This window comes from Pseudomonas sp. UV AK001 (assembly GCF_046097675.1).
GTDB lineage: Bacteria > Pseudomonadota > Gammaproteobacteria > Pseudomonadales > Pseudomonadaceae > Aquipseudomonas > Aquipseudomonas kribbensis.
This window is the reverse complement of sequence record NZ_JBJUVZ010000002.1, coordinates 423,136-440,701: the sequence shown is the minus strand read 5'-3', so window position 1 is coordinate 440,701 and position 17,566 is coordinate 423,136. Positions and strand designations below refer to the sequence as shown.

16 protein-coding genes are annotated in these 17,566 nt (G+C 61.7%); 8 read left to right on the top strand and 8 right to left on the bottom strand.

What is annotated here, in order from left to right; translation table 11 throughout:
* The first annotated feature begins 3 nt into the window (after positions 1–3).
* The 4 genes from ahcY (at position 4) to ACKLNA_RS10065 (ending at position 5,526) form a co-directional block, all read left to right on the top strand.
* Entirely contained in the window at positions 4–1,413 is a 1,410-nt protein-coding gene (gene ahcY / locus ACKLNA_RS10080) for an adenosylhomocysteinase (protein WP_408985765.1), read from the top strand.
* A gap of 186 nt (positions 1,414–1,599) precedes the next feature.
* Positions 1,600–2,445, top strand: coding sequence for a methylenetetrahydrofolate reductase [NAD(P)H] (gene metF, locus ACKLNA_RS10075; RefSeq protein ID WP_115079485.1), 846 nt, complete (start codon positions 1,600–1,602; stop codon positions 2,443–2,445).
* Between the two features lie 168 nt (positions 2,446–2,613).
* Entirely contained in the window at positions 2,614–3,426 is an 813-nt protein-coding gene (locus ACKLNA_RS10070) for an ABC transporter substrate-binding protein (RefSeq protein WP_085709105.1), read from the top strand.
* Positions 3,427–3,648: 222 nt separating this feature from the next.
* Entirely contained in the window at positions 3,649–5,526 is a 1,878-nt protein-coding gene (locus ACKLNA_RS10065) for a DEAD/DEAH box helicase (protein ID WP_408985764.1), read from the top strand.
* Between the two features lie 69 nt (positions 5,527–5,595).
* On the opposite strand, the gene ACKLNA_RS10060 is transcribed toward ACKLNA_RS10065, so the two are convergent.
* From ACKLNA_RS10060 to ACKLNA_RS10050, 3 genes are all read right to left on the bottom strand, one after another.
* The gene (locus tag ACKLNA_RS10060; protein WP_085731599.1) at positions 5,596–6,189 is read right to left on the bottom strand and encodes a YceI family protein; all 594 of its coding nucleotides are present in this window, start codon (positions 6,187–6,189) and stop codon (positions 5,596–5,598) included.
* A gap of 31 nt (positions 6,190–6,220) precedes the next feature.
* Positions 6,221–6,772, bottom strand: a complete 552-nt coding sequence (locus tag ACKLNA_RS10055; protein WP_119427560.1) for a cytochrome b — start codon at positions 6,770–6,772, stop codon at positions 6,221–6,223.
* Positions 6,773–7,019: 247 nt separating this feature from the next.
* Positions 7,020–8,816 carry a flavin monoamine oxidase family protein gene (locus tag ACKLNA_RS10050; RefSeq protein WP_408985763.1) on the bottom strand — a complete coding sequence of 599 codons (1,797 nt, stop codon included), beginning with the start codon at positions 8,814–8,816 and terminating at the stop codon, positions 7,020–7,022.
* A gap of 223 nt (positions 8,817–9,039) precedes the next feature.
* Here ACKLNA_RS10050 and ACKLNA_RS10045 point away from each other — a divergent pair, with 223 nt between their 5' ends.
* Complete coding sequence (locus ACKLNA_RS10045) at positions 9,040–10,446, top strand: adenosylmethionine--8-amino-7-oxononanoate transaminase (protein WP_408985762.1); 1,407 nt, start codon at positions 9,040–9,042, stop codon at positions 10,444–10,446.
* A gap of 50 nt (positions 10,447–10,496) precedes the next feature.
* Positions 10,497–11,216 (top strand): 16S rRNA (uracil(1498)-N(3))-methyltransferase, encoded by a 720-nt coding sequence (locus tag ACKLNA_RS10040; protein WP_408985761.1) that lies wholly within the window; start codon positions 10,497–10,499, stop codon positions 11,214–11,216.
* Between the two features lie 4 nt (positions 11,217–11,220).
* On the opposite strand, the gene ACKLNA_RS10035 is transcribed toward ACKLNA_RS10040, so the two are convergent.
* On the bottom strand, positions 11,221–12,123 hold the full coding sequence (locus ACKLNA_RS10035; protein WP_408985760.1) for a transporter substrate-binding domain-containing protein: 903 nt from the start codon (positions 12,121–12,123) through the stop codon (positions 11,221–11,223).
* A 41-nt stretch (positions 12,124–12,164) separates the two neighbouring features.
* Entirely contained in the window at positions 12,165–13,406 is a 1,242-nt protein-coding gene (locus tag ACKLNA_RS10030) for a D-amino acid dehydrogenase (RefSeq protein ID WP_408985759.1), read from the bottom strand.
* Between the two features lie 108 nt (positions 13,407–13,514).
* Between ACKLNA_RS10030 and ACKLNA_RS10025 the strand changes: the two genes are divergently transcribed.
* Complete coding sequence (locus ACKLNA_RS10025; RefSeq protein ID WP_408985758.1) at positions 13,515–14,426, top strand: LysR family transcriptional regulator; 912 nt, start codon at positions 13,515–13,517, stop codon at positions 14,424–14,426.
* Here ACKLNA_RS10025 and trhA read toward each other — a convergent pair.
* Complete coding sequence (trhA, locus tag ACKLNA_RS10020; protein ID WP_114886061.1) at positions 14,423–15,040, bottom strand: PAQR family membrane homeostasis protein TrhA; 618 nt, start codon at positions 15,038–15,040, stop codon at positions 14,423–14,425. The two genes, ACKLNA_RS10025 and trhA, sit on opposite strands and share 4 nt — an antisense overlap.
* A 141-nt stretch (positions 15,041–15,181) precedes the next feature.
* Here trhA and ACKLNA_RS10015 point away from each other — a divergent pair, with 141 nt between their 5' ends.
* Positions 15,182–16,102 carry a LysR substrate-binding domain-containing protein gene (locus tag ACKLNA_RS10015; RefSeq protein WP_085709096.1) on the top strand — a complete coding sequence of 307 codons (921 nt, stop codon included), beginning with the start codon at positions 15,182–15,184 and terminating at the stop codon, positions 16,100–16,102.
* Positions 16,103–16,321: 219 nt separating this feature from the next.
* Here ACKLNA_RS10015 and madM read toward each other — a convergent pair whose 3' ends face one another.
* Positions 16,322–17,086, bottom strand: coding sequence for a malonate transporter subunit MadM (gene madM, locus ACKLNA_RS10010; RefSeq protein ID WP_085709095.1), 765 nt, complete (start codon positions 17,084–17,086; stop codon positions 16,322–16,324).
* 1 nt (position 17,087) lies between these two features.
* Positions 17,088–17,504 (bottom strand): malonate transporter subunit MadL, encoded by a 417-nt coding sequence (gene madL, locus ACKLNA_RS10005; RefSeq protein ID WP_007953315.1) that lies wholly within the window; start codon positions 17,502–17,504, stop codon positions 17,088–17,090.
* Between the last annotated feature and the right edge of the window lie 62 nt (positions 17,505–17,566).

Here is a 17,566-nt window from a genome sequence, read left to right as displayed (position 1 = left end):
CTCATGAGCGCTGTTATCACGCCTGCAGATTTTAACGATTACAAAGTTGCCGACATGTCCCTGGCTGCCTGGGGCCGTCGCGAAACCATCATCGCCGAGTCGGAAATGCCGGCCCTGATGGGTCTGCGCCGCAAGTACGCTTCCGAGCAGCCGCTGAAAGGCGCAAAAATCCTCGGCTGCATCCACATGACCATTCAGACCGCCGTGCTGATCGAAACCCTGGTTGCCCTGGGTGCCGAAGTTCGCTGGTCGTCCTGCAACATCTTCTCGACTCAGGATCAGGCCGCCGCTTCCATCGCCGCTGCCGGCATCCCGGTTTTCGCCTGGAAAGGCGAGACTGAAGAAGAGTACGAGTGGTGCCTGGAGCAGACCATCCTGAAGGATGGCCAGCCATGGGACGCCAACATGATCCTCGACGACGGCGGCGACCTGACCGAGCTGCTGCACAAGAAATACCCACAGGTTCTGGACCGCGTTCACGGCGTGACCGAAGAAACCACCACCGGCGTACACCGTCTGCTGGACATGCTGGCCAAGGGCGAACTGCGCATCCCGGCCATCAACGTCAACGACTCGGTGACCAAGTCCAAGAACGACAACAAGTACGGCTGCCGTCACAGCCTGAACGACGCCATCAAGCGTGGTACCGACCACCTGCTGTCCGGCAAGCAAGCGCTGGTCATCGGCTACGGTGACGTGGGCAAGGGCTCGGCTCAGTCCCTGCGTCAGGAAGGCATGATCGTTAAAGTGTCCGAAGTCGACCCGATCTGCGCCATGCAGGCCTGCATGGACGGTTTCGAACTGGTTTCGCCGTTCATCGAAGGTATCAACGACGGCACCGAAGCGAGCATCGACAAAGCGCTGCTGGGCAAGATCGACCTGATCGTGACCACCACCGGTAACGTCAACGTTTGCGACGCAAACATGCTCAAAGCCCTGAAGAAGCGCGCCGTTGTCTGCAACATCGGTCACTTCGACAACGAAATCGACACCGCTTTCATGCGCAAGAACTGGGCATGGGAAGAAGTGAAGCCACAGGTACACAAGATCCACCGTACCGGCCCGGGCGCTTTCGACGCTCAGAACGACGACTACCTGATCCTGCTGGCCGAAGGCCGTCTGGTGAACCTGGGCAACGCCACTGGTCACCCGAGCCGCATCATGGACGGTTCGTTCGCCAACCAGGTTCTGGCGCAGATCTTCCTGTTCGGCCAGAAGTACGCCGACCTGTCGCCAGCCCAGAAAGCCGAGCGCCTGACCGTTGAAGTACTGCCGAAGAAACTCGACGAAGAAGTGGCCCTGGAAATGGTTCGCGGCTTCGGTGGCGTGGTCACTCAACTGACCAAGCAACAGGCTGACTACATCGGCGTGACCGTCGAAGGCCCGTTCAAGCCGCACGCTTACCGCTACTAAGAGCAGCTGCGAGCTTCAAGCTTCAAGCGGCAAGCAAGGCCACAAGCCGGGCTTGCCGCGCGAAGCTTGAGAGCTCTGCCCCTATTTCAAAACAGTTTCAGGCAGCAGGAATCACGCACGAGAGATCAGCGCACCTCCGCTTCTCTCGAAGCTTGTAGCTTGCCGCTCGTGACTGGAGGTCCCCCGATGTCCCAAGACCGTCGCTACAGCTTCGAGTTCTTCCCGACCAAGACCGATGCTGGGCATGAAAAACTGCTCGCCACTGCCCGTCAGTTGGCCACCTACAACCCTGACTTCTTTTCCTGCACCTACGGCGCGGGCGGCTCGACCCGTGACCGCACGCTGAACACAGTGTTGCAGCTGGAAAGCGAAGTCAAAGTACCCGCCGCCCCGCACCTGTCGTGCGTCGGCGACAGCAAGGACGACCTGCGCGGCCTGCTGAACGAGTACAAGGCTGCCGGCATCAAGCGCATCGTCGCTTTGCGTGGCGACCTGCCGTCCGGCATGGGCATGACCAGCGGCGAGCTGCGTCACGCCAATGAGCTGGTTGAGTTCATTCGTGAAGAAACCGGCAATCATTTCCACATCGAAGTCGCCGCTTACCCGGAGATGCATCCGCAAGCGCGCAACTACGAAGACGATCTCGCCAACTTCGTGCGCAAGGCCCGTGCCGGCGCCGACAGCGCGATCACCCAGTACTTCTTCAACGCCGACAGCTACTTCTACTTCGTCGACCGTTTGCAGGCGCTGGGCGTGGACATTCCGGTGGTGCCGGGGATCATGCCGATCACCAACTACAGCAAACTCGCGCGCTTCTCCGATGCCTGCGGTGCGGAAATCCCGCGCTGGATCCGCAAGCAACTGGAAGCCTACGGCGATGACAGCCAGAGCATTCAGCGCTTCGGCGAACAAGTCGTCACCGAAATGTGCGAACGCCTGCTGCAAGGCGGCGCGCCTGGCCTGCACTTCTATTCCATGAACCAGGCCGAACCTAGCCTGGCAATCTGGAACAACCTGAAGTTGCCACGCTGAGACCGCTGTACGCTTCAAGCTGAAGGCTTCATGCAACAACAGAAGATCGCAAGTTTCGACAGCTCCCGCGGGGGTGTCGCAACTGCGATCTTTTGCTTTTAAGGCCCGATACAGAGCTTCTGCAGCCAGTTTCTGGCTCTTTGGCGTTTCTCGTCGTAATCTCAAGTCATGCCTTTGATCACGCAGTTATTCGCCGTGCTGGTTTTTGCTTGCCTGAGCTTTGCGGCTCGAGGCGAGAAGCTGCGTATCGTCACCGAACCGTGGGCGCCGTACGTTTACGAAGAGAACGGAAAGAACCTCGGGCTGGACTACGAAACCACTGCCATTGTGTTCAAACGTCTGGGCATCGATGTCGAGTGGCAGTTCCTGCCGTGGAAGCGTTGTCTGTCGATGCTCGAAACCGGCCAGGCCGACGGCGCGCTGGACATTTTTCACAGCGATGAACGCGACGCCACCCTGCTCTACCCGAGCGAACCGCTGTCGGACGTCGAGTTCGTGATGTTCTACGCCAACGACCGACCGCACCCTTTTCGCAGCCTTGAAGACCTCAAAGGCCTGACCATCGGTACCTCGCCGGGTTATCTGTACAGCCCGGATTTCAGTGAATCGACCCTGTTCAACCGGGAACCGGCCCCGACCCATGAAGCCAACTTCGGCAAACTGGTGCGCGGGCGCATCGACCTGCTGATCACCGATCGCCGCGTGGGTCAGCATTTGCTCGATGAACTGAATATCCGCGATCAGATCACCGAGAACCCCACGGTCATTAGCCGCCAGAGCCAGTTTCTGGCCGTGCGGCGCAATGCGGGGATGGATTTGCTGGTGCAACGCTTCGGCGCCGAGCTCAAGCGTTTCAAGCGTGAGCCGGCCTATGCCGAGTTGAGCGCGCGCTATGGTGCGGCCCCGGTTTCGGAAAAACCCTTGAGCAGCGCCACCGCCAGCGGCAAAACCGTTGAGCAGCAGGAAAGCGGCGCGCGGTGATTGCTCTGTTATACTCCGGCGTTCCCGCCAGGCTCACGCCCGGACGCCCGGAACCGTTACAGGCCTCCCGACCCGCTACAGCGCAGCTTTTCAGCCCGCGCGAGCGCTCCGGACGTGCCTTCGGAACCGCAGCAGGACCGGACGGGATTGCGTCCTCTTAAACGCCATTCGCGCCAGGCAAGACTCCCATTGGGCCAAGCCCTAACTAAAACAGGATTACTCATGTCCTTTGCTTCCCTCGGTCTCTCCGAGGCTTTGGTCCGCGCTATCGAAGACGCGGGCTATACCGAGCCTACTCCGGTGCAACAGCGGGCCATTCCCGCCGTGTTGCAAGGTCGCGACCTGATGGTTGCGGCACAGACAGGTACCGGTAAAACCGGCGGTTTCGCCCTTCCGATCCTGGAGCGGCTGTTCCCCAACGGTCACCCGGACAAATCCCAGCGCCACGGCCCGCGCCAGCCGCGCGTCCTGGTCCTGACCCCGACCCGCGAACTCGCGGCCCAGGTACACGACAGCTTCAAGATCTACGCCCGTGACCTGAAATTCGTCAGCGCCTGCATCTTCGGCGGCGTCGGCATGAACCCGCAGGTTCAGGCCATGTCCCGTGGTGTGGACGTACTGGTTGCCTGCCCGGGTCGTCTGCTCGACCTGTGCGGCCAGGGCAGCATCGATCTGTCCCACGTTGAAATCCTCGTGCTGGACGAAGCCGACCGCATGCTCGACATGGGCTTCGTCCATGACGTGAAGAAAGTCCTCGCGCGCCTGCCGGCCAAACGCCAGAACCTGCTGTTCTCGGCGACCTTCTCCAAAGACATCACCGACCTCGCCGGCAAGCTGCTGCACAACCCGGAACGCATCGAAGTGACGCCGCCGAACACCACGGTCGAGCGCATCGAACAACGCGTCTTCCGTCTGCCGGCCAGCCACAAGCGTGCGCTGCTGGCCCACCTGATCACCGCCGGCGCGTGGGAACAGGTGCTGGTGTTCACCCGTACCAAGCACGGCGCCAACCGTCTGGCCGAGTACCTGGACAAACACGGCCTGCCGGCTGTGGCGATCCACGGCAACAAGAGCCAGAACGCCCGGACCAAAGCCCTGGCCGACTTCAAGGCCAACCAGGTACGCATCCTGGTTGCCACCGACATCGCGGCGCGCGGCCTGGACATCGACCAGTTGCCACACGTGGTCAACTTCGAACTGCCGAACGTCGATGAAGACTACGTGCACCGCATCGGCCGTACCGGCCGCGCCGGTCGTTCGGGCGAGGCGATCTCGCTGGTCGCGCCGGACGAAGAGAAACTGCTGAAAAGCATCGAACGCATGACCAAGCAGAAAATCGCCGACGGCGACCTGATGGGCTTCGACGCCAGCACCATCGAGGCCGAAAAGCCTGAAGTGCGCGAGCGTCCGGACATGCGCAACCCGCGCAATTCCCGTGGCCCACGCGGCGACGGCCCGAATGGCGGCGGCGGTGGCGGCGGACGTAAAGACAAAGGCAAAGACAAAGGCAAAGAAAAACCTGCCGGCGAACGCGGTGAGCGTGGCGAGCGTCCAGCTCGTCAACAGAAGCCGCGCGAAGGCACCCCGGCCCGCGAACAGCGCCAGCCAAGCCAGCCGCCACGTGCTGCGGCTGATCGTGCACCGGACGAGTTCCTCGACGACGATATCGATAACTTCGGTAACCGCGTTGACTACGTGCCGAAGCAGGCACCTGCAGGTGGTCGCAACCGTCGCCCGGGCGCTCCGGCGCAAGGCGCAGGTTCGGGCGCTCCACGCGGCGGTCAGTCGCAAGGTCGTCAGAACGGCCCGCGCAACAGCAACGGTTCGAGCACCGGCACCCCGCCGGGCAAACGCAACGGCCCGCGCAACGGTGCCCCGCGTGACGGTCAGGGTCGTCGCGACGAAAACTCGCGCAACCGCCGTCCGGCCCGTGACGATCAGCAACGTGCCGAACCGGCCGTGCAGAATCCGCGCAGCAGCGGCCCGAAGATCATGCACAAGGAATCGAAAGCCGACCGCTTCCCGACGCCTGAGCAGCTCGATCAACTGCCAAGCCGCCCACGCGGTGAGAAACCGGCCTTGCTGACCCGCAATCGCTGAGTTTCGACAAGGCAATAAAAAACGCCCCCGGTCGCAAGACCGGGGGCGTTTTTGTATGTCTGGCGAAAATTACTTCGCTTTGACACCTTCGAACGAGATGTACAGGTCGACTTTGTCGGACTGTGGACCCAGGTCCATCATCTTGCCGAAATCAGAACGCTTGATGCTGGTGGTGCCTTCGAAGCCGGCACGGTAGCCGCCCCATGGATCCTTGCCTTCACCCAGGAAAGTGGCCTTGACCACGATCGGCTTGGTCACGCCGTGCAGAGTCAGGTCGCCGGTCACGTCGGCAGTGTCTTTGCCATCGGCGTTCTTGCCGGTGGATTTGACGCTGGTGGAGACGAACTTGGCGTCAGCGAATTTGCCCACGTCCAGGAAGTCTTTGCTGGCGATGTGCTTGTCACGCTCGGCGTGGTTGGTGAACACGCTGGCGGTCTTCACGTCGAACTCGATCTTGCTGTCTTCAGGCTTGGCAGCATCGAAGCTGAACTTGCCGCTGATGTCCTTGAAGGTACCGGTGATGTAGCTGTAGCCCAGGTGGCTGATCTTGAAGTCGACGAAGGCGTGCTGACCTTCCTTGTCGACGGTGTAGTCAGCAGCCATTACGTTGGCGGACAGCACGGCAGAACCGATTGCCAGAGCGGCCAGAGTCTTTTTCAACATGCTTTCTTTTCCTTTGAGTCGAGGTTGAGCTTCAGGCTTTGCGACCGAGCATTCGAGTGAGGGTCGCATCACGATCGATAAAGTGGTGCTTCAATGCTGCCAACGCATGGAGGCCGGAAAAAATTACCAGCGCCCACGCCAGGTACAAATGAATCACCCCGGCGGTATCTGCCTGATCCGGTAGTCCGGAAACCAGTGCAGGAACTTCAAACAGGCCAAACACCGGAATCCCGACACCGTCTGCGGTGGAAATCAGGTAACCGGCAATCATCACGGCGAACAGCGCGAGGTACAGAAACCCGTGGCCGAACCTGGCGCCGATGCGGGTCATGCGGCTGTAGCTCTGCAGCGTTGGCGGCGGTGGGCTGACAAAGCGCCACAGCACCCGCAACACCATCACAGCCAGCAGCACCAGACCGATGCTCTTGTGCAGATCCGGCGCGTCTTTGCGCCAGGTGCTGTAGTAATCCAGCCCCACCATCCACAGACCGAGCGCGAACAGCCCGAAGACCGCCAGCGCCACACCCCAGTGCATGAAGATGCTGACCCAACCGTAGCGCGAAGAAGAATTACGTAGCTGCATTGCCCAAATCCTGTGAGAACTGCGAACCAAGACTAGCGAGTTATCTATCGAATTAAAGCGGAAAATTTCGCTTTGAAATATCGAGAAATACGATCAAGAGTCTTGAACAAGGGAGTTAAGGAAAGATTAAAGGGAAAAGTGTGACGGGAGATTAGCTGGCGAACGAGCAAACACAGGATGCTCGCTGTTCCACAGGCAATAAAAAAGCGCGGCCTGAAAGCCGCGCTTTTTCATTCACCGCAAAGCCTTACTGCGCTTTGGTATCGGTCGCTGCTGCCGGGGCCGCAGCCGGTTTTGCGGCTGGCTTCTTCGCCGGTTCAGCCTTTTTCGCTGCCGGTTTGGCCGGGGCTTTTTTCGCCTCGGTTTTGGCTGCAGGTTTCTTCGCTGCTGGCTTGGCCGGCGCTTTCTTGGCTGGCTCGGCTTTCACCGGAGTCGCTGGCTTCGGCGCTTCCACCGGGGCTGGCGCAGGTGCCGGAGTCGGTGCAGGCGCCGGAGCGGCTGGAGCTGGTGCCGGCTCTGGGGCTTTTACTGGCTCCGGTTTCTTCTCGTCATCCGAACCACCGAACAGATTGGTGAAGAAATTGCCTTTCTTCGCCGCCGTTGCCGCACCCGCTGCACCCGCTGCCGCTGCTGCGGTGGCCGCCGCCGGGCCGACCTTGATCGGTTCGAAGGATTTGCCTGCCGCCAGGTCTTCAACCTGACTGGCTGCACGCTGACCGGTGCGCAGCGCGCCTTCCAGGGTTCCCGGATAAAGGGTGTCGGTGTGCTCGCCGGCAAACGCTACGCGCTGCAGCGGACGCTCCCACAGGCGCCAGTATTTGCTGATCTGGCCCGGGCCGAAGGCCAGGTACGAACCACCGGTCGACGGGTCGGTGCTGTAGCGACGGATTTCATAACCGGTGAACGCGCCACGGGCCTGTGGATAAAACGCGTGCAGACGGATCAGCACCTGATCGACCATCTGCTTGTCGCCGAAGGCCTGCATGACGCGGGCGTTGTCGCCGGACAGGTTGATCACCACGTTGGCGCCGCCCTTCAGGGCCGGCTCGATCCACAACATGCCCAGGCCGGTGTTGCTGTAGATCTCACCGGACATCCGCGCCTTGCTTTCCCAGACCGGCGTCTTGAACTTCAGCATGATCTGGTCGCGCCAGCCGTAGTTGGTGCCCTTGATCGCGGCCAGGTGCTGGGCATCCAGGGCCGGGGTCAGCTGGATCTTGTCGAGGGCGCGCAATGGCACCGCCAGCACGACGTAGTCTGCCTGGTAGCCCACGCTGCCGACCTTGACGGTCACACCGTCCTTGTCCTGAACGATCGCGGAAACCGGCGAGCTGGTCTTGATGGTTTTCAGCTGTTTGACGAAGGCCTGAGCCAGCACCGGGCTGCCACCGACCAGACGCGAAGCGCGCATGTCACGGTCGGACACACCGCGATAAACGCGGCTCTGCTGTGCGTAGTACAGCAGCGACAGACGCGACGGTTCGTCGTAATGGGTGCGGATATCCTGGTTGATCAGCTGACGCGCGGTGGCAGGCAGGTTCTGCTTGTCGAGCCAGCTCGACACGTTGATCTGGTCCAGCGCGTGCAGGGTGTTGGTCGCCGCCGGGTTTTGCGGATCGTCGATCGAACGCGCCAGATCGTCACGGGTTTTCTCGAAGGTTTTCAACGCCTGGGCGGTGGCCGGTTGCTTGGTGGCCAGGTCGGCGGCGGAGAAATACTCGCCATCGATCAGATAACCAGGGGTACGCACGAATTCAGGGGCCGGCGTGGTGCTCAGCTTGAAAGTCGAGACGTACTTGTTCAGCACCGGCTGCGACTTGTCGTTGCCGATCCACTCGCTGGTGGCCATGCCCGAGCGGCCGCCCAGGCTCGGCTTGGCTTCCAGCAGCGTGACCTGCCAGCCCTTGTTCTGCAGTTCGTAAGCCGCGGTCAGGCCTGACAGGCCGCCGCCGATCACGATCGCGGTTTTTTCCTTGGCCAGCGCCGTAACGCTGAAAAGCCCCAACACCACAAGCGCACAGGCGCGCAGCCAACCGACAGACATTCAGCGAACTCCGGAAAAACACGTAGGAAAAAGCAGTTTTGCGGGTCAGACGACCCAAAGAACCGCGAAGAATACGTCAGCCATCAAAACGCCGCCAGCGACGTCTATCGGCCCATACAAAGTAGCTCAATCGACGCAATGGGTTGTCCCGGCGCGACGCATTGCATAGGCTTGCGCGATTGTTTGCCCGCGCCTGACGCGAGCCGCCTCGAGGAGACTGAACATGGGCCTGAACAACCAGTGGATGCAACGCGATCTCGCGGTGCTGTGGCATCCCTGCACCCAGATGAAAGACCACGAACAGCTGCCGCTGATCCCGATCAAGCGCGGTGAAGGCATCTGGCTGGAAGACTTCGAAGGCAAGCGCTACCTGGATGCCGTCAGTTCCTGGTGGGTCAACGTATTCGGCCACGCCAACCCGCGCATCAACCAGCGCATCAAGGATCAGGTCGATCAGCTGGAACACGTGATTCTGGCCGGTTTCAGCCATCAGCCGGTGATCGAGCTGTCCGAGCGTCTGGTGAAGATGACGCCGGAAGGCCTGAACCGGGTGTTCTACGCCGATAACGGTTCATCCTGCATCGAAGTCGCGCTGAAAATGAGCTTTCACTACTGGCTCAACCGCGGCCAGCCGAACAAGAAACGCTTCGTCACCCTGACCAACAGCTACCACGGCGAGACCATGGCGGCGATGGCGGTAGGCGACGTGCCGCTGTTCACCGAAACCTACAAAGCCCTGCTGATGGACACCATCAAAGTGCCGAGCCCGGATTGCTACCTGCGCCCGCAAGGCATGAGCTGGGAAGAGCATTCGCGCAACATGTTCGCCGCCATGGAACAGACACTGGCGGAAAATCATGACAGCGTCGCGGCCGTGATCGTCGAACCGCTGATCCAGGGCGCCGGCGGCATGCGCATGTATCACCCGGTGTACCTCAAACTGTTGCGCGAAGCCTGCGACCGCTACGGCGTGCATCTGATCCACGACGAAATCGCCGTCGGCTTCGGCCGTACCGGGACGATGTTTGCCTGCGAACAGGCCGGCATCCGCCCGGACTTCCTGTGCCTGTCGAAAGCCCTGACCGGCGGTTATCTGCCGCTGGCGGCGTGCCTGACCACCGACGAGGTGTACAGCGCGTTCTACGACGATTACCCGACCCTGCGCGCCTTCCTCCACTCGCACAGCTACACCGGCAACCCGCTGGCCTGCGCGGCGGCATTGGCGACCCTGGATATTTTCGAGCAAGACAACGTGATCGAGAACAACCGGGCGCTGGCGCAACGCATGGCGTCTGCGACTGCGCATTTGGTGGATCATCCGAACGTCTCCGAAGTCCGTCAGACCGGCATGGTGCTGGCCATCGAGATGGTCAAGGACAAGGCCACGAAAGAGGCCTACCCGTGGCAAGAACGTCGCGGCCTGAAAGTGTTCCAGCATGCTCTGGAGCGTGGCGCGCTGCTGCGTCCGCTGGGCAGCGTGGTGTATTTCCTGCCGCCGTACGTGATCACCCCGGAGCAGATCGACTTCCTCGCCGAAGTCGCCAGCGAAGGCATCGACATCGCCACTCGTGACAGCGTCAGCGTGACGGTGCCGAAGGATTTCCATCCCGGGTTCCGTGATCCGGGCTAAGCGTCACTCGCCGCAACAGCGATCCTGATTCAATTTTCTAGAGAACCACCATGAGACTGTCCCGCTTCTTTATCGACGCCCCGCTCAGCACCGGCGAACACGAACTGCCGGAAGCCCAGGCGCATTACATCAGCCGCGTGCTGCGCATGGCCGAGGGCGATGCGGTGCAGTTGTTCGACGGTTCCGGCCACGAGTTTCGCGGATCGCTGGTGGAAGTCGGCAAGAAGCGTGTCGTGGTGCAGATCGACGAGCAGTTCGCCGGTCAGGTTGAATCGCCGTTGCACATCCATCTCGGCCAGGGTCTGTCCCGGGGCGAGCGGATGGACTGGGCGATCCAGAAAGCCACCGAACTGGGCGTGAATGAAATCACCCCGATCTTCAGCGAACGCTGCGAAGTCCGCCTCAAGGACGAACGCGCCGACAAACGCCTGCTGCATTGGCGTCAGGTAGCGATCAGCGCCTGCGAGCAATGCGGTCGCTCGCGCGTACCGGTGATTCATCCACCGGTGCTGCTGGCCGACTGGCTGAAACAGACCGAAGCCGAACTGAAACTGGTCCTGCACCCAGTGGCTGAGCCTTTGGTCAGCCATGCCAAGCCATCGACCCTGGCGTTCCTGATCGGCCCTGAAGGCGGTTTGTCCGACGCCGAAGTCGAGCAGGCCAAGGGCAACGGCTTCCACGCCGCCCGCCTCGGCCCGCGCGTGCTGCGTACCGAGACCGCGCCGGTTGTGGCGCTGGCAGTGGCGCAGCAACTGTGGGGTGATTTCTAAGCCGTCACTGCACCGGATCACTGATCGGTCTGGCAATGATTGCCTTGAGTTCGCTGGTCATCGGGAACTCAAGGTTCAAGCCCTTCGGCGGGATCGGTTGTTCGAACCACTTGCGGTAGATCCCGTTGATCTCCCCCGAGCTGTACAGATCGGCCAGCGCGCCGTTCACCAGCGCGAGGAATTGCGGATCATCCTTGCGCACCATGCAGCTGTAGATTTCCCGCGATTGCTCCTCCCCCACCACGACCCAGTTGTGCGGGTCGCGCGCCTTGGCCCGCTCGCCGTAGAGCAATGCGTCGTCCATGTAGAACGCTGCCGCGCGCCCCGATTGCAGCATCTGGAACGCCTCGCCGTGATCCTTGGCGCTGATCACGAACATGTTCAATTTGTGGTCGAGGTTGTAGCTCTTCAGATAGCGCTCGTTGGTAGTGCCGGCGGTGGTCACCACGTTCTTGCCGCGCAGATCGTCGAAGCTGTGGATGCCGCTGTCCTTGGCGGTCAGCAACTGCCCTTTGACGTAGATGAAACCGTAGGAGAACGCGACCTGTTTCTGCCGCTCGGCCGTCACCCCGGTGGAGCCACACTCAAGATCAACCGTGCCGTTCTGCACCAGCGGAATCCGAGTCTGCGACGTCACCAGGTTGTACTTCACCTTCAGATCCGGCAACGCCAGTTGCTGCTTGATGCGCTCGACAATCTTGCCCGCCAGCTCCACCGAATACCCCATCGGCTGCCCGGTGTGATCACCGACATACGAGAACGGCACCGACGCATCGCGATAACCCAGGGTGATGCTGTTGGCGCTGGCGATCTTGCCAAGCGCGCCGGTCAGCGGCACTTCATTGGCCTGAGCCTGAGCACCGAAAACCAGCGCCAGTGTGCAGCCGAGCAACGTGATTTTTTGCATTGTTATTCTCCGTTGTGGGTGGGGTGTTTTAGCAGAAACCGTCACGCCGCACGGGGATTGAACCCGTGTAGATCAATGGATGTGCGCTGCTGGCCGATCAGCTCGCTGAGCAACTGCCCGCTGCCGCAGGCCAGGGTGAAACCGAGCGCGCCGTGGCCGAGGTTGAGCCACAGATTGCGGTAGGCCGTGGCGCCCAGCAGTGGTACGCCGGTGGGGGTGGCCGGGCGCATGCCGGCCCACTCCACGGCCTCGTCGTAGTTGCCAGCGTCGGGAAAGGTGTCGCGGGCCTGACGTTTGATCAGCGCCAGTCGCTCGGGGTCCACCGCCGGGTCGAAACCGACGATGTCGACCATTGCCGCCACGCGTAATTGTTCGCCGATGCGGGCGTAGACGATCTTGCGGTCGTAGTCGGTGATGCTCACGTCCGGCGCCCGATGCTCGCTGCCGATCGGCACGGTCAGGCTGTAGCCCTTCAGCGGATACAGCGGCAGGCGCAGGCCGGGCAGCGCCAGCGACGGGCTGCGATGGCCGGCGGCGATCACCAGTTGCTCGACCGGCAGAGTTTCGTCGCCAAGCTCAATCGCTGTGACGGTGCCGACGTTGTGGCGAATGCCGGTGACTGCCTGACCGAGGCGAAACGCGCAGCGGCCCGAAGCCTTCAATCGCGCCGCCAACTGTTGGCAAAAACCGTGGCAGTCGCCGACTTCTTCATCCGGCGTGTAGATCGCGCCCACAAACGGCGCATCGGCCAGTGCCGGCTCCAGTTGCGCACATTCGGTGGCGGACAACACCTGCTGTTGCTGCGGATCGGCCAGGCCCTTGCGCGCATGATCGAAGCTGGCGGCGTTACGGAAGGTCACCAGTTTGCCGTTACGCCGCCAGTTGAAACCGACGAGCCCGTCGTCCTCGCGCCAGCGTTTCAGCGTGCTCTGGCTGAACAGCGCCAGACGCAACAGATGCGCCGCGTTTTCCCGGTTGACCGAGGTGCGGCACGCAGCAAGAAACGACGCCATCCAGCGCCACTGCGCCGGGTCCAGACGCGGGCGCAGCTTCAGCGGTGAATCGCCGCGCAACATCCAGCCGATTGCCTGCAACGGCACGCCGGCATCGGCCAGCGGCGCCACATAGCGGTAGGACAACTGGCCGCCGTTGGCGAAACTGGTTTCGCTGCCCAGCGACTGCCGCGCCTCGACCACCGTCACCTCGAAGCCGTCGCGCACCAGCGCCCAGGCCGTTGCCAACCCGATCACGCCGCCGCCGATGATGCACACACGCTGAGCCATGTCCGTCCTTAACCGTTCTTGAAGACGAGGCCGAGGTTAGGGTGAGGTGACAGGCGCCGAACAATGAATAAAGATGCCAAACCTATAAACAAAGGTTATGGGATCGTCATGCGCCTTCGTCATATCGAGATTTTCCAGGCCATTCGCCAGACCGGCTCGGTCAGCGCCGCTGCGCAATTGCTGCACGTCTCGCAACCGGCGGTGACCAAAGTGCTGCAGCACGCCGAGCAGCAGTTGGGCTTTCCGTTGTTTCTGCGGGTGCGCGGCAAATTGCAGGCGACCCCGGAAGCGCTGGAGCTGGAACGCGAAGTCGACAAGGTCACCGAAAGCCTGCAAGGCGTGCGACGCCTGGCCCAGAGCCTGCGTCGCGAGCCCGGCCACAGTCTGCGTGTCGGTGCGACCCCTGCGCTGGCGCTGTCGTTGCTGCCGCCGGCGATCCGGCAATGGACGGCGCAGTTCCCGGACATCGCCTGCGAACTGTCGAGCGCCCACAGCCGCGAGCTGATGCAGAACCTGCTGATGCGCGAAGTGGACGTGGCCCTGACGTTGCAGCTGCCGGATCATCCGGGGCTGAAGGCGCAGGCATTGGCTTCGGGGGTTCTGGTGGCGCTGGCGCCGAAAGATTACTGGCCCGAGGAAGACGCCGGTCAGCCGTTGTCGTTGATGGCGTTGGCCGGAGCGCCGCTGATCGGGCTGTCCAGCGCCGATCCGCTGGCCGCCCGCCTCGACAGTTATTTGGAAGCGGTCGAGCCGCCACCTCGCGTGCGGATCGCCGTGCAGACGTATTCGCTGGCGCGGGCGATGGTTGAATCCGGAGCTGGGGTGGCGGTGATTGATCCGTTCACTGCGCTCGGTGCCTCATCGACCACCACCACTATCCGCCCGCTCGCCCCGCCGCTGCCGATCACTCTGTACGCCGTGACCCGCGCCACCGAGCCACCGCCCCACACCCTGAATGATTTGCTGCAGATCTTCAGTCAGCGCGCCCGGGAACAACTCGAACGATTGATGCGCCCTTAAAGGACGTAAAACAGAATTGCCACAAAATGCAGCAGGCTCCCGGCAATCACGAACAGATGCCAGATCCCGTGGGCATGTCGCAACCGATGGTCGAGGGCAAAAAAGATGATCCCCACGGTGTACAGCACGCCGCCCGACGCCAGCCAGGCAAACCCCGCCGTCCCCAGCGCGTCGATCAGCGGCTTGACCGCCACCAGCACGATCCAGCCCATCACCGCGTAGATCACGATCGACAGGATCCGCGCCTCGGAGCGCGGCTTGATCTCTTGCAGGATGCCGATCAGCGCCAGGCCCCAGACAATCCCGAACAGCGTCCAGCCCCACGGCCCGCGCAGGGTCACCAGACAAAATGGCGTGTAACTGCCGGCGATCAGCAGGTAGATCGAAAAGTGATCGACCTTCTTCATGATCGCTTTCTTGCGCCCGCGCACGCTGTGGTACACGGTCGATGCGCTGTAAAGCACCAGCAACGTAAAGGCGTAAATCGCCACGCTGACGATCTTCCAAGGGCTGCCGTCGAGACTGGCGATCACCAGCATCCAGACGCCCCCGACAAACGCCGCTACCGCCCCGACCAGATGCGTCCAGGCGTTCAGTTTTTCTCCGTGATACATGTGTCGCACACCTCGATTTCATTACCGCAGCGCGCAAGGCTCGGGCCTTGAGCGTAAAAGCGCAATGTTTCCGTTCAACGCGGGCCTGCACCTGTCCTGATATTTGGGCACAATCGAGCGATACCAAGAAGAGTCCGCGCCATGCTGATCGACGAAGAATTGACCCTGAAGAAACTCGAGGTGTTCCTCGCCTTCATGCGCACCGGCAACCTTGCCCGCGCCGCCGCCGAATTGCAGACCAGCAACGTCAGCGTGCACCGCGCGATCCATTCGCTGGAAAGCGCCCTGCGCTGCCCGCTGTTCAAGCACGAAGGCCGCAACCTGACGCCGCTGGAGAGCGCCTACGTACTCGAAGAACGCGCACAGAAGCTGATTCAGGATGTGGTCGAAAGCGTACGCCTGACCCGCGAAGCCGCCGGGTTCTCGGCCGAGCGCTTCAAGCTCGGCTCGCTGTATTCGCTGACGGTGAAGACCGTGCCGCAGCTGATCATGGGTTTGAAGATCCGCCGCAGCGAACTCAACATCGACCTGATCCTCGGCTCGAACATCGACCTGCTCTACAAGCTGAAAAACATGGAAGTCGACGCGATCCTGGTGTCGCTGGACGACAGCGTCAACGACCCGGACTGCGAGCAGATTCCACTGTTTTCCGACGACATCTTCCTCGCCACCCCGGCCGATTCCCGCTTCGCCCAACGCAGCGAAGTGGATCTGGCGGAGGTGCGCGATGAGACCTTCATCACCCTCACCCAAGGCTTCGCCACCCATCAGGATGGCATCCGGGTGTTCAGGCAGGCGGGGTTCGAGCCGAAGGTGGCGATGCAGGTCAACGACATCTTCACCCTGTTGAGCATGGTCAGCTCCGGGGTCGGTTATGCGTTGCTGCCGGGGAGGATTGCAGCGGTGTACGAGAACCGGGTGAAGCTGATTCCGTTGCAGGAAAAGTACCGGTTGCAACAACACATTGGCGTGGTGTTTTTGAAGGCCAAGGAGCGGGATCCGAATTTGCTGGCGTTGTTGGCGGAGTGTCGGATGTATGCGAATCGCCAGTTGGCGGTGTGATTAAAAGCAGATCAACAGCAAATCAAAAGCCTACCCCCTCATCGGAACGCCGCCCGCCCAGCCCTCTCCCCCAAGGGGGCGAGGGGGAAAGGGAGCAGATCGGGGGCTTTTCAAGACCTGAGTTCGACTCGGAACTATCAGGTCGGCGTACCTCCAACATCCAACTCGGTCAGTTCCCTCTCCCTCCGGGAGAGGGCTAGGGTGAGGGGCTTTTGATCTTTAACCCACAATCCCGCGAACAATGAAGAACAGCAGCGAAGGCCCCAACAAGCACCCAAGCCCGGTGTGGAAAGTAGCGGTCAACGCCCCATAAGGCACCAGCCGCCGATCCGTGGCCGCCAGCCCCGCCGTCACGCCACTCACGGTCCCGGCCAACCCGCCAAACACCATCGCCGAGCGCGGGTTATCCAGGCCCATCCAGCGCGCCGCCACCGGGGTGCCGACCATCACCAGAATCGCCTTGATCAACCCGGTGGCAATCGACAGCGCCATCACATCCGACGTCGCGCCAATCGCCGCCCCAGTCACCGGCCCGACGATGTACGTCACCGCGCCCGCGCCGATGGTGGTCATGCTCACGGCATCGCGATAACCGAACGCGTAAGCCATGCACGCGCCAACAATGAACGGCAGGATCGTGCCCAGCAGCAGCGCAATCACGCCAATCAACCCGGCCTTCTTCGCCTCGGTCGCCTGCACTTCAAACGCGGTAGCAACAATGGCGAAATCCCGCAGCATCGCGCCACCCATCAAACCGATGCCGGAGAACAGCGACAGATCCGCCAGGCCTTTCTGGCCACCGGTCATGGTCCCGCCGACCCACGCCAGCACCAGGCCAATGACGATGGCAATCGCCGAGCCGTGAATGCGCCCGAACGTCAGGCGTTTCGAGAGAATCACCGAGACCCACATGATCACGCCGACGAAGGCGAATGCGGTGATAAGACCGTTGTGTTCCAGACCCTTTTCAATGAGATCCCACATGTCAGCGACCTCCTACGGGTGTGCCGACCGGGGAGATTTCCGCCGGTTCATCGGGCAACGGCTCGCCCTTGTGGGTGCGGCTGATCAGGGCAATGGTGCAGCCACAGACCACCACCGAACCGATTGCCGCCAGCACCGCCACCGGGCCGCCGTGCAGGGCGGTGACGACGTTCTGTTGCGCGGCCATCGCCACCACCACCGGAATGTACATGGCGCCCCAGAAGCCGACGCCCATCTCGCAATCCTTGGTCATGCCGCCGCGTTTTTGCATCCACAGCCGCGCGCAGATCAACAGGATCATGGCGATGCCGACCCCGCCGACGTTGGATTTGACCCCCAGCAACACGCCGAGCAGGTCACCCATGATCACCCCTGCCAGCGTACAGATCGCCAGCAGCGCCACACCGTAAATAATCATTGTTGTAGTCCTCAAAGTGCATCGTCGAATGTTGTTTTTGTTGTTCGAAGCCTGAGTCGCGG

What these genes read in the sequence shown, in the direction of transcription:
- ahcY (WP_408985765.1), top strand. Translation starts at nt 4, where the DNA reads ATGAGCGCTGTTATCACGCCTGCAGATTTTAACGATTACAAAGTTGCC.
- metF (WP_115079485.1), top strand. Translation starts at nt 1,600, where the DNA reads ATGTCCCAAGACCGTCGCTACAGCTTCGAGTTCTTCCCGACCAAGACC.
- ACKLNA_RS10070 (WP_085709105.1), top strand. Translation starts at nt 2,614, where the DNA reads ATGCCTTTGATCACGCAGTTATTCGCCGTGCTGGTTTTTGCTTGCCTG.
- ACKLNA_RS10065 (WP_408985764.1), top strand. Translation starts at nt 3,649, where the DNA reads ATGTCCTTTGCTTCCCTCGGTCTCTCCGAGGCTTTGGTCCGCGCTATC.
- ACKLNA_RS10060 (WP_085731599.1), bottom strand. Translation starts at nt 6,189, where the DNA reads ATGTTGAAAAAGACTCTGGCCGCTCTGGCAATCGGTTCTGCCGTGCTG.
- ACKLNA_RS10055 (WP_119427560.1), bottom strand. Translation starts at nt 6,772, where the DNA reads ATGCAGCTACGTAATTCTTCTTCGCGCTACGGTTGGGTCAGCATCTTC.
- ACKLNA_RS10050 (WP_408985763.1), bottom strand. Translation starts at nt 8,816, where the DNA reads ATGTCTGTCGGTTGGCTGCGCGCCTGTGCGCTTGTGGTGTTGGGGCTT.
- ACKLNA_RS10045 (WP_408985762.1), top strand. Translation starts at nt 9,040, where the DNA reads ATGGGCCTGAACAACCAGTGGATGCAACGCGATCTCGCGGTGCTGTGG.
- ACKLNA_RS10040 (WP_408985761.1), top strand. Translation starts at nt 10,497, where the DNA reads ATGAGACTGTCCCGCTTCTTTATCGACGCCCCGCTCAGCACCGGCGAA.
- ACKLNA_RS10035 (WP_408985760.1), bottom strand. Translation starts at nt 12,123, where the DNA reads ATGCAAAAAATCACGTTGCTCGGCTGCACACTGGCGCTGGTTTTCGGT.
- ACKLNA_RS10030 (WP_408985759.1), bottom strand. Translation starts at nt 13,406, where the DNA reads ATGGCTCAGCGTGTGTGCATCATCGGCGGCGGCGTGATCGGGTTGGCA.
- ACKLNA_RS10025 (WP_408985758.1), top strand. Translation starts at nt 13,515, where the DNA reads ATGCGCCTTCGTCATATCGAGATTTTCCAGGCCATTCGCCAGACCGGC.
- trhA (WP_114886061.1), bottom strand. Translation starts at nt 15,040, where the DNA reads ATGTATCACGGAGAAAAACTGAACGCCTGGACGCATCTGGTCGGGGCG.
- ACKLNA_RS10015 (WP_085709096.1), top strand. Translation starts at nt 15,182, where the DNA reads ATGCTGATCGACGAAGAATTGACCCTGAAGAAACTCGAGGTGTTCCTC.
- madM (WP_085709095.1), bottom strand. Translation starts at nt 17,086, where the DNA reads ATGTGGGATCTCATTGAAAAGGGTCTGGAACACAACGGTCTTATCACC.
- madL (WP_007953315.1), bottom strand. Translation starts at nt 17,504, where the DNA reads ATGATTATTTACGGTGTGGCGCTGCTGGCGATCTGTACGCTGGCAGGG.